This window comes from Parvibaculum sp. (genome assembly GCF_035325945.1).
Taxonomy (GTDB): domain Bacteria; phylum Pseudomonadota; class Alphaproteobacteria; order Parvibaculales; family Parvibaculaceae; genus Parvibaculum.
Genome location: NZ_DAOKYX010000003.1, coordinates 136,694 through 147,788, shown reverse-complemented (window position 1 = coordinate 147,788; position 11,095 = coordinate 136,694). Strand labels below are relative to the sequence as shown.

Below are 11,095 nucleotides of genomic sequence, written 5' to 3'. Positions count from 1 at the left end.
GGCTCACGCCGCCGCGTCGGTGTTCCAGTCCACCAGCCGCACGATGTCGGCCATGATGTCGGTGATCTGAAAGTCCTTGGGCGTATAGATGGCGGCGACGCCCGCGGCGCGGAGCCTTTCGGCATCCTCGCGCGGAATGATACCGCCCACGACGACCGGAACGTCGATCCCCTCATCCTTGAGGTGCGTCATCACCTCGGTCACGAGCTGCACATGCGAGCCCGAAAGGATCGAGAGCCCAAGCACATGCACGCGGCCTTCGCGCGCCGCCTCCACGATCTCGGCGGGGGTGAGACGGATGCCGTCATAGACGACATCCATGCCGCAGTCGCGCGCGCGGACCGCGATCTGCTCGGCGCCGTTGGAATGGCCGTCGAGGCCCGGCTTGCCGACGAGGAACTTGAGCCGCCTTCCGAGCTTCACCGAAACGGCATCGACCATCTCGCGCACGCGGTCGAGTTCCGGCGCATCGTTGCGCGCGGCGCGTGAAACACCGGTCGGCGCGCGATACTCGCCGAAGATCGAGCGCAGCGCCGTTCCCCATTCGCCCGTGGTCACGCCGGCGCGCGCGCAGGCGATGGAGGGCTCCATGATGTTGCGGCCTTCCTTCGCCGCGCGGCGAAGCTCGGCGAGCGCGGCCTCGACCGCCCCTGCGTCGCGCGCCGCGCGCCACGCCTTGAGCCGCGCGATCTGCCCCGCCTCGACCTCGGCCGGAACGGTGAGGATCGAGCCCTCTCCGGTCGCCAGCGGCGAAGGCGCGGTCTCGACATATCTGTTGACGCCGACGACCACCTGCTCGCCCGCCTCGATCGCCGCCAGCCGCGCAGAATTCGACGAGACGAGCTGCTCCTTCATATAGGCGCTCTCGATGGCGACGATCGCGCCGCCCATCTCCTCGATCCGGGCCAGTTCCTCGCGCGCCTCGGCCTTCAGCGCCTCGACCTTGGCATCCATCACATGGCTGCCGTCGAAAATATCCTCATACTGAAGAAGGTCCGTCTCGAAGGCGAGAATCTGCTGCGCGCGAAGCGACCATTGCTGATCCCAGGGGCGCGGCAGGCCCAGCGCCTCGTTCCAGGCCGGAAGCTGCACGGCGCGTGCCCGCGCCTTCTTCGACAGCGTGACGGCCAGCATCTCGATCAGGATGCGATAGACGTTGTTTTCCGGCTGCTGCTCGGTGAGGCCGAGCGAATTCACCTGCACGCCATAGCGGAAGCGGCGGAGCTTCGCATCGGTCACGCCATAGCGCGTCCGGCAGATCTCGTCCCAGAGATCGACGAAGGCGCGCATCTTGGCGATCTCGGTGATGAAGCGCACGCCCGCATTGACGAAGAAGGAGATGCGCCCCACGACCTGCGGAAACTCCGCCTCCGGCACCTGCCCGCTCGCCCGCACATGGTCGAGAACGGCGATCGCATTGGCGAGCGCGAAGGCAAGCTCCTGCACCGGCGTCGCGCCCGCTTCCTGCAGGTGATAGGAGCAGACATTGGTCGGATTCCACTTCGGCACTTCGCGATAGGTATAGGAAACGATGTCGGTGATGAGCCGCATGGAGGGCTCGGGCGGGAACACATAGGTGCCGCGCGAGAGATACTCCTTGATGATGTCGTTCTGCACCGTGCCCTGAAGCTTTGCGCGGTCGGCGCCCTGCTCGTCGGCGACGGCGATATAGAGCGCGAGGAGCCAGGCGGCCGTCGCGTTGATCGTCATCGAGGTGTTCATCTTTTCGAGCGGGATGCCCTCGAAAAGCTGGCGCATGTCGCCGATATGGCTGACCGGCACGCCGACCTTGCCGACCTCGCCGCGCGCAAGCTCGTGATCGCTGTCATATCCGGTCTGCGTCGGCAGATCGAAGGCGACCGAAAGGCCGGTCTGCCCGCGGGCGAGGTTGGTGCGGTAAAGCTCGTTCGAGGCCTGGGCGGTCGAATGGCCCGCATAGGTACGGAAAATCCAGGGCTTGTCCCTGCCCGCGTCCGGCTGGCCGCCTTCTTCCTTTGCCATGTCTTCCGCCTTTTACGCTGCGTCCGAATAGCCTCGCCCATTATCACAGGCATGGTTGCAGCGCAAAAGCATTGGGGCCCGGATCGGCGCCCGGGCCCCGAGGCGGGCCGCCGCCCCGTTAGCGGACATTGGACAGGATATCGACGACGACGCCCGTCGCCACCGCCACGAGCACGATGTCGTCGCCGACGATATAGGCCTCATAGCCGTGGCCATGCGGAAAGCGATAGGCGAGATCGGCCGGCAGTGGATGCCTGTAGGCGCCGCGCGGCAGCTTGTGCCCGACCCTGACGCGCTGACCGTGCGGCAGCGGACGTCCTTCCCAATTATGCATGCGGTAATAATCGCGCGCGAAGCCCGACTGATCGGCCGTGAATTCGGGATGCTCGCGCCGCATCGTCGTGCGGTGCATCTTGCGGCCTTCCTCCGCGCGGTGCTGGGGTGGCGGCTGCATGTGCCGCTCGCCCTGCGGAGGCATGTTCTGCCCTTGAGGCGGAGGTGTCGGCATCCGCTCCGCGGGCTTTTCCTCGGCAAGCGCCACCGCCGGCAGGAGCAATGTCGCAGCGAGAGTGAGGGCGGACAAGCGGTGTCTGAAATCGCGGGTGGCTTTGGTCGTCATCTGTCCCTCCGGGATCGAATGAAGCCCCCTGACCGAATTCATCATACGCTTTCGATCCGCGGACCGACATCCCAATCTGCCGCGACCCGCCATACCAATCAAAAACGCCGGAGCCTTGTGGGCCCCGGCGTTTCACTCGCGCCGATCGACTTTCTTTTTCGAGTCTTATTCGGCGGCGGACGCCCTTGCGGCGACGCGTTCGATATGTTTGCGGCGGGCGTCGAAATCCCGCGCGATGCTGTCATCATTGCTCTGGAGCGCCTCGACGTCCTGATCGGCAAAGCCGATCACGCCCATTTCCTCATACCCCTTTCGGATACGCGGCCCCCAGAGGCCGATATCCTTGACGATGGGCACGATGCGCTGGAAGAGCCCGTTGCGGAACGTCTCCATGAAGCCGGAGTGATACATGTGCTCGGCGCAGTCGACCGGGTTGAGGCCGAGATTCTTCCACACCTCCACGGCGTCGAACCGGTCGCGCATGAGATAGCTCGCCTCGAGCAGGAACTCCTCGCGCTCGTCGCGCTCTTTCTCCGTGAGCTGAGGATAATAATCCCTGAGCGCGAGGCGGCCGAAGGCGACGTGACGCGACTCGTCCTGCATCACATAGGCATTGACGGCGGCGGCAAGCGGGTTCTGCGCGTGGTCGCGGATTTGCGCGAAGGAGGCGAGCGCCAGCCCCTCGATCACGATCTGCATGCCGAGATAGGTCATGTCCCAGCGGGAATCGAGCAGCGTCTGCTCGATGAGGTCCTGCAAGGGCTTCGTCATCGGATAGGCGAGGCCGAATTTTTCCAGAAGGCGCTTGTAACTCTCGACATGGCGCGCCTCGTCGATGACCTGCGTCGAGGCATAGAACTTGGAATCCATGTCCGGCACCTGCGTGACGATCTTCGCCGTGCAGATGAGCGCTCCCTGTTCGCCCTGCATGAACTGCGAAAGCTGCCACGCCTGGAAATGCTTGCGGACGTTGGCCTTCTCCTTGCGCGACATCTTCTCGAACTGCGCCATGCCGTTGATCGGCAACATCTCGTCGGGAAGCTGTTCGGGATTGTCCTCGTCAAGCTCCTGGGACCAGTCGATGCGGGTATTCGCATCCCACTGCATCTCCACGCCCTTGCGATAGAGGCCCATCATCGCCGCGCGCTCGGGATCGTATTTCCAGTTGAACGTGGCGTCGAAGCTCTGCGGCACCGACCAGTGGCTGCCCTCGAGCGGGATGGCGTATTCCTTGGCGAAGCTCATGCGGTTCCTCCCTCCCTCATGAATTTGCGGAGTAGTGCTCCGCAGTACGAAAAGCCTATACTGAAAAAGAAGCGTCAGGAAAGAGGAATCCGCGTGCCCGCCCCGCTCGCCTTCGGACGGGACGGCCGAAACGGATATTATGTTGCACCGCAAAAACTCCTTGCATCCGTTGCGGCATGCTTCAATGATCCGCGCCGCTGGCGGGCACCCGCCGGCTCCCACATGTTAGGGATCGTTGGAGAAAGCCTTTTTCCGCCGCGACGGAGCGGCGGAAGCTGAGGCGCGAGCAAGGATGAAACATGGCCAAGAGTGACGGCGCGGCAGCCGCCAGCGGTAACCCGCTTCCCAGAAAGGACCTCTATGAGATCGGCGAGATCCCGCCGCTCGGCCATGTGCCGCCGAAAATGTATGCCTGGACGATCCGGCGCGAGCGCCACGGACCGCCGGCCCAGGCGATGCAGGTGGAAGTCGTGCCGACATGGGAACTCGACAGCCACGACGTGCTCGTTCTCGTGATGGCGGCAGGCGTCAACTACAACGGCGTCTGGGCGGCCCTCGGCACGCCGATCTCCGTCTTCGACGTTCACAAGCTGCCCTATCACATCGCTGGCTCGGATGCGTCCGGCATCGTCTATGCCGTCGGCTCCAGGGTCACGCGCTGGAAGGTGGGCGACGAGGTCGTCATCCATTGCAATCAGGACGACCATGACGACGAGGAGTGCAATGGCGGCGACCCGATGCTCTCCCCCTCGCAGCGCATCTGGGGCTATGAGACGCCGGACGGCTCCTTCGCGCAGTTCGCCCGCGTGCAGTCGCAGCAGCTCATGGCGCGGCCGAAGCACCTGACCTGGGAAGAGAGCGCCTGCTACACGCTGACGCTCGCCACCGCCTATCGGATGCTCTTCGGGCATCGTCCGCACACGCTCGAGCCGGGGCAGAACGTGCTCGTCTGGGGCGCGAGCGGCGGCCTCGGCTCATTCGCCGTGCAGCTTTGCGCGACCGCTGGCGCGCATGCCATCGGCGTCATCTCGGATGAATCGAAGCGCGACTATGTGATGTCGCTCGGCGCGAAAGGCGTCATCAACCGCAAGGACTTCAACTGCTGGGGCCAGCTCCCGAAGGTGAACTCCGCCGAATTCAACGATTTCATGCGCGAGGCGCGCCGCTTCGGCAAGGCGATCTGGGACATCACCGGCAAGGGCGTCGATCCGGACATCGTCTTCGAGCATCCGGGCGAGGCGACCTTCCCCGTCTCCTGCATGGTGGCGAAGCGCGGCGGCATGGTCGTCTTCTGCGCCGGCACGAGCGGGTTCAACCTCACCTTCGACGCCCGCTTCGTCTGGATGCGCCAGAAGCGCATTCAGGGCTCTCACTTCGCGCATCTGAAGCAGGCTTCCGCCGCCAACCAGCTCGTCATCGAGCGGCGCATCGATCCCGGCCTTTCGGAAGTCTTCGCCTGGGAGGACATTCCGAAGGCCCATATGAAGATGTGGAAGAACGAGCACCTGCCCGGCAACATGGCGGTGCTCGTCTCGGCGAAGCGGGCGGGGCTGCGCACCTATGAGGATGCGATCGAGGCGGGCAACCGCTAGATCAGGACCGCGATCCCCCGCGCGCTCACATAAAGCCCGACGAGAATGACGACGCCCGCGAAGAGGCGGACGAGCGCCGCCTTGCGCGCGGCGAGCCTGCGGGCAAGGAACGTGCCCGCAAGGGCGCCGACGAGCCCGCCGCCGAGCAGGAGGGCGGCGACATGCCAGTCGACGAGGCCCGATGCCGCATAGCTCGCCGCCGTTGCCGCGCCGAAGGCCGCGACCGAGACGAGTGACGAACCGACCGCATTGAGGATCGGCATGGCGGTCGCATTGATGAGGCCGGGAACGATGAGGAAGCCGCCGCCGATGCCGAAGAAGCCTGAAAGCGCGCCGACCGCGAAACCGTAGCCGGAGAGCGAGGGGAGCAGCGCGCGCGCCGAGGCAAGATCGAGCCGCACATCGGGATTGCCGCCCTGCGCGCTGCGCCGGAGCATGGAGAGGCCGACCGCAATCATCACGAGGCCGAAAAGCGCGAGCAGAAGCTCGCCATCCACAGCCTTCCCGAGCCGCGCGCCGGCAAAGGCGCCGACGACGCCCGCAGCCGCGAAGACGACGGCGCAAGGCCATTTGACCGTCTTCGCCCGCGCGTGAAGCGCGACGCCCGCAAGCGCATTGGCTGCGACGGCGACCGCGCTCGTCCCGATGGCGATATGGGGCGAGGCGATGCCGACGACATAGATGAGCAGCGGCACGGCGAGGATCGACCCGCCGCCGCCGATGAGCCCGAGCGTAAGCCCGACGAGCCCACCGGCTCCGACCGCCATGAGATCGGCAAGGGCGAACATGGTCACCTCCCGCTCAGCTCCGCAGCGCCCGGTTCCACGGCATCAGCATGAGAAGCCGCGCCATGCCGCAAAAGCCGCTGACGCCCGCAAAGACGAGCCCGGCGCCGACAAAGGCCGAAAGCGCATGGAAGGCCGGATGGACGAGCGCGCCAAGCACGGCGCCGATGACGACGAGGCTGCCTGCCGCGATCTGCACCTGCCGCATCAGCTCGAGCGGCTGCTTGCGATCGACCGCGACGGGAAGCTGCGCGGCCTTCCAGGCGTCGAGGCCGCCCTCGAGAATATAGGCCTCGCAGCCGCTGGCGGCCGCCAGCTTGCCGGCATTGGCCTTAGTCCGCATGCCGGACTTGCAATGATAGATGACGATGTCAGCCTTTCCGGTCGCGACGGTGCCCGCGAGCTTCGAGAGCGGCTCGTTCCGCGCGCCTGGAATGTGCTCCCGCGCGAACTCGTCCGGCTCGCGGATATCGACGACGGCGGCCCCGCTCTCGATGAGCGTCCGCGCGGCGGCAGGGGTCAGGGTCTTGAGTGACATGGCAATGCTCCGTTCCGGGTTGCGCCGTAATTTATCTGTTGCTAATTTAACTGTTGCTAATATATAAATCAAGAGCGATCGAAACGAAGCCCCCCTGTTTGAAGGAGAGCCACATGAACAAGCGAGCCCAGCCGGCCATAAACGGCTTCTTTGACGAGGCCACCAATACGGTGAGCTATCTCGTCGTCGATCCCGCGACGCGCGATGCGGCGATCATCGACCCCGTGCTCGATTTCGAGCCGCGCTCGGGCAAGGTCGCGACCGCGAGCGCCGATGCCCTGCTCGCTGCCGCCGACAAGGCGGGCGCGAAGATCGTCTGGATTCTGGAAACCCATGCCCATGCCGACCACCTTTCCGCCGCGCAGTATCTGAAGGCAAAAACCGGCGCCAGGGTGGGCATCGGCGCGCATATAGGAAAGGTGCAGAAGATTTTCAGCCCGATCTTCGAGGTGACGCCCGCGCCTGCCGATGGAAGCGAGTTCGACAACCTCTTCGAGGATGGCGAAACCTTCGCGCTGGGAAGCCTCACCTTCGAGGTGCTGGCGACGCCGGGCCATACACCCGCCTGCATTTCGTACAAGCTCGCCGACGCGGTCTTCGTGGGCGACACGCTCTTCATGCCGGATTACGGAACGGCGCGCGCCGACTTTCCCGGCGGAGACGCCCGCGCGCTTTACCGCTCGATCCGCAGGCTCCTCGCCCTGCCGCCCGAGACGAGGCTCTTCATGTGCCACGACTACAAGGCGCCGGGCCGCGACGCCTATGTCTGGGAAACGACGGTCGCCGAGCAGCGCGCGCACAACATCCAGATCCATGACGGCGTGAGCGAGGAGGAGTTCGTGAAGCTGCGCGAGGCGCGCGACAGGACGCTCGCAACCCCCGTCCTGCTGCTGCCCTCGATCCAGGTGAACATCAAGGCCGGGCACATGCCTCCGGCGGAAGCGAATGGAAGGCGCTATCTCAAGATCCCGCTCGCCATCCCGGAGGAAGCGGCCAAGACCATCTGAGCCGTATCCACCGGCCTTCCGGCCGACCACGGGACATGAAGGCGCAACAAGAAGGATGCAGCGGGCTGCCCGGCGGATTTCACCGCCGCTGGCGGCCCGCAGCGCTTGGGGCTATATAAAACCCGACATGGCGAGAGCCGTTCCCTCCTGCTCCCGTATGAATTCCCGAGCCCCGTGTCCCCTCGTTTGAGAAGTCGTGAGTGCCGCCGATGAGCCATGCCCAGAATTCCACCGCCGCGACCGCGGGCGAAATCCTCGCTCCCGGCAATCTTCTGCCGCTGACCGAAAGCGCCGTTGGCGCGGCCGGAACGCTTCTTGCCCATGCGCGGAGCGCCGTGACGCGGAAGGTGAGCAAGGACGGCAGGATCTCGGCCGCTCTCATCGAGCGCGAACAGTTCGCCGCCCATGGGCTCGCCTGGATGGCGACCTATGTCGAGGCGCTGCGCCAGCTTGCCGCCTATGCCGCCCGCATGACGGAGGAAGGCCGCCTCGGCGAAACCGAAAGGCTGATGGTCGCCATCGCCTTCGGCGAATATCTGAGCCAGCTTTCGGGCGGCATCCCGATGAGCCAGGGCGAAATCGTCCGCCCGCACGATCTCGGCATATCGGATGCGGATCACGCGGCCTTCCACACCCCGGCCGTGCGCAGGCTGATCGTCGAGGGGAATTCGCGCGAGACGCGCGCCCGGCTGGCCGAACTCATGGCCGAAAAGGCGGGCGCCGCGACCTTCGGCGATCCGGGCCTTGAAGAGACTTACGAGCAGATCCGCGACCAGATGCGCCGCTTCGCCGACACCGAGGTCGTGCCTTATGCCCATGAATGGCATCTCAAGGACGAATACATCCCCCTCTCGGTGATCGGACAGATGGCCTCGCTCGGTGTCTTCGGTCTGACGATCCCGGAGGAATTCGGCGGCCTCGGCCTTGGCAAGGAATCGATGTGCGTCGTCTCCGAGGAATTGTCGCGCGGCTATATCGGCGTCGGCTCGCTCGGCACGCGCTCGGAGATCGCGGCCGAACTCATCCTCGGCGGCGGTACGCCGGAGCAGAAGACGAAATGGCTGCCCAGGATCGCGAGCGGCGAGATCCTGCCGACCGCCGTCTTCACCGAGCCCAATACGGGCTCCGACCTTGCAAGCCTGAGAACGCGGGGGCGGCGCGACGGCGACGTCTACAGGATCACCGGCAACAAGACCTGGATCACCCATGCGGCGCGCGCCGATGTGATGACGCTTCTCTGCCGCACCAATGACGAGCCGGGCTACAAGGGCCTGTCGATGATGCTGGCCGAGAAGCCGCGCGGCGACGACGCCAACCCCTTCCCCGCCAAGGGCATGACAGGCGGCGAGATCCCCGTTCTCGGCTATCGCGGCATGAAGGAATTCGAGATCGGCTTCGACGATTTCGAGGTAAAGGCCGAAAACCTGCTCGGCGGCGAGGAAGGCCAGGGCTTCAAGCAGCTCATGCAGACCTTCGAGAGCGCGCGCATCCAGACGGCGGCGCGCGCCATCGGCGTCGCGCAGGCGGCGCTCGAACTCGGCCTCAAATACGCGCAGGAGCGCATCCAGTTCGGCAAACCCATCTTCGACTTCCCGCGCGTTTCCGGAAAGCTCGTGATGATGGCGGTCGAAATCCTCGTCGCCCGTCAGCTCACCTATCACGCCGCGCGCGAGAAGGATGGCGGACGGCGCTGCGACCTCGAAGCGGGAATGGCCAAGCTCCTCGGCGCGCGCGTCGCCTGGGCGGCGGCGGACAATGCGCTGCAGATCCATGGCGGCAACGGCTTCGCGCTCGAATATCCGGTGAGCCGCGTGCTGTGCGATGCGCGCATCCTCAACATCTTCGAGGGCGCGGCGGAAATTCAGGCGCAGGTGATTGCCCGCCGCCTTCTCGAAGGCGGCAATTGATGGTGTGAGGGCGGCGAAGGCAACGAAGCCCGGGAAAGACAAAGCCCCCAAATACAAAGGAAGACGCGATGGAAGAATTTTTCCGCTATCTGGGGCCCGTCGCCATGGCCGCCGTCGTCGCGGTTCTGGTGCTGGGGCTCCTGAACATGATGCGCGGCGGACCGGGCTCGCGCTCGCAGATGCTGATGCGCTGGCGCGTCGGGCTGCAATTCGTCGCCATCATCTTCCTGATGACCGCGCTCTATTTCGCCGCACGCTGACGAACGCTCTCCTCGCGCGCCGTTGAGGCGATCACGACCGTGCGTTCCAGCGCGGCATCGCGATGATCGAGCGCCTTCACATAGCGCTCGACCCGCTCCATGGAGAGGATCGCCTTCGGCTCGCTATATTGCATGACGGCGATATCGTCCCAGGCGCCCAGCGTCGGCCCGCCCTTCGCCTCGCGCAGCACCGCCTCAACCCTGCCGTAAAAGACGAGATGGCCGCCGGTCCTGTAGACCGTCTGCATCGCGACGATGCCATAGCGATTATAGGCCGCGCGGCCCGAGGAAGACGTGCGGCCGGCATCCGTCCCGGCATAGCGGGCGGCCGGGTAATATTTGAGGAAGTTCACCATCGAGGGCTTGTAGGTGACGGGCTGCGCCAGCAGCCGGCCGATGGCCTCCGGATCGGGCATCGCATCGCTGCGAAAGCCCGTATGCCCGAGATCGGCGGAAACCTCGCCCTCCGGCATGCGCCAGATCCGCGTCGCGACGAGGAGACGGATGACGCCCAGCACGAGCCGCGGCGGCTCGCCGAGCGCGAGCCGTGCCACATAGGCATCCTCGACCTCGCCGGAAAGACGCAAGGGGATGGCATCGCTCGCGCCGCCAGCGACGATCAGGAAACGGTCCCAATAAGGCTCGCCCCCGCCGATGAGAGTGAAATCGGCATCCGCGCTCCAGCGGATCTCCGCTCCCGCAACCGGCTTTTCCGCCGCCTGCTGCGGACCTCGATATTTGAGGGCGACAAAGAAGGCGGGCGCGCGGGCGCTGACGTGGTAGACGGGCTCCCTTCCACCGATTTGTCGCAGAAGAAAGATGCCGAGCCCGATCAGGGCGAGGATGACGAGAGCGGTCTGGACGGCGGACATGGTTGCGATCCGGAAGGTTTTCGGACGGTCACGGAAAGTGACACGATTTGTGCCACAACTCAAACATGAACCCCCGTCACGGGCGCGCCCCCGGCCGGAGGCAGGCAGGCCTCGGGCGGGACAGGGCCCACGGGGCCATCCGCGCGCGGAAGGGGACCAGAGGCAAATCGGCAACAGCCTTGCAAGAATCTTCCGGAAGGGCGCAGAATCAGCCACGGAATGAGTTATTTTCCACGGCGAGCAACCGATAGAGGCAGCCGCAGGACGAG

The 11,095-nt window shown here is 65.3% G+C and carries 10 protein-coding genes; 4 read left to right on the top strand and 6 right to left on the bottom strand.

The features are described from left to right. Nucleotides 1–3 precede the first annotated feature (3 nt). The 3 genes from PKA57_RS03695 to PKA57_RS03685 all read right to left on the bottom strand — a co-directional run bounded on the left by PKA57_RS03695 (nt 4) and on the right by PKA57_RS03685 (nt 3,865). Nucleotides 4–2,001, bottom strand: coding sequence for a protein meaA (locus tag PKA57_RS03695; RefSeq protein ID WP_324297612.1), 1,998 nt, complete (start codon nt 1,999–2,001; stop codon nt 4–6). Nucleotides 2,002–2,119: 118 nt separating this feature from the next. Further along, complete coding sequence (locus PKA57_RS03690) at nt 2,120–2,620, bottom strand: hypothetical protein (protein ID WP_324297610.1); 501 nt, start codon at nt 2,618–2,620, stop codon at nt 2,120–2,122. Nucleotides 2,621–2,785: 165 nt separating this feature from the next. Then, nucleotides 2,786–3,865, bottom strand: coding sequence for a ferritin-like domain-containing protein (locus PKA57_RS03685; protein ID WP_324297608.1), 1,080 nt, complete (start codon nt 3,863–3,865; stop codon nt 2,786–2,788). Nucleotides 3,866–4,164: 299 nt separating this feature from the next. On the opposite strand from PKA57_RS03685, the gene ccrA reads away from it, so the two are divergent. Beyond that, the gene (gene ccrA, locus PKA57_RS03680) at nt 4,165–5,457 is read left to right on the top strand and encodes a crotonyl-CoA carboxylase/reductase (protein ID WP_324297605.1); all 1,293 of its coding nucleotides are present in this window, start codon (nt 4,165–4,167) and stop codon (nt 5,455–5,457) included. On the opposite strand, the gene PKA57_RS03675 is transcribed toward ccrA, so the two are convergent. Together PKA57_RS03675 and PKA57_RS03670 are read right to left on the bottom strand one after the other, a co-directional pair. Beyond that, entirely contained in the window at nt 5,454–6,245 is a 792-nt protein-coding gene (locus PKA57_RS03675; RefSeq protein ID WP_324297603.1) for a sulfite exporter TauE/SafE family protein, read from the bottom strand. The genes ccrA and PKA57_RS03675 overlap by 4 nt on opposite strands. A 13-nt stretch (nt 6,246–6,258) precedes the next feature. After that, entirely contained in the window at nt 6,259–6,780 is a 522-nt protein-coding gene (locus PKA57_RS03670; RefSeq protein ID WP_324297601.1) for a rhodanese family protein, read from the bottom strand. Nucleotides 6,781–6,893: 113 nt separating this feature from the next. On the opposite strand from PKA57_RS03670, the gene PKA57_RS03665 reads away from it, so the two are divergent. The 3 genes from PKA57_RS03665 (at nt 6,894) to PKA57_RS03655 (ending at nt 9,954) form a co-directional block, all read left to right on the top strand. Next, nucleotides 6,894–7,787, top strand: a complete 894-nt coding sequence (locus PKA57_RS03665) for an MBL fold metallo-hydrolase (protein WP_324297600.1) — start codon at nt 6,894–6,896, stop codon at nt 7,785–7,787. Nucleotides 7,788–7,996: 209 nt separating this feature from the next. After that, nucleotides 7,997–9,694, top strand: a complete 1,698-nt coding sequence (locus PKA57_RS03660; RefSeq protein ID WP_324297598.1) for an acyl-CoA dehydrogenase family protein — start codon at nt 7,997–7,999, stop codon at nt 9,692–9,694. 68 nt (nt 9,695–9,762) lie between these two features. After that, the gene (locus PKA57_RS03655; protein WP_324297596.1) at nt 9,763–9,954 is read left to right on the top strand and encodes a twin transmembrane helix small protein; all 192 of its coding nucleotides are present in this window, start codon (nt 9,763–9,765) and stop codon (nt 9,952–9,954) included. On the opposite strand, the gene PKA57_RS03650 is transcribed toward PKA57_RS03655, so the two are convergent. Beyond that, nucleotides 9,936–10,826 carry a hypothetical protein gene (locus PKA57_RS03650; protein WP_324297594.1) on the bottom strand — a complete coding sequence of 297 codons (891 nt, stop codon included), beginning with the start codon at nt 10,824–10,826 and terminating at the stop codon, nt 9,936–9,938. The genes PKA57_RS03655 and PKA57_RS03650 overlap by 19 nt on opposite strands. Between the last annotated feature and the right edge of the window lie 269 nt (nt 10,827–11,095).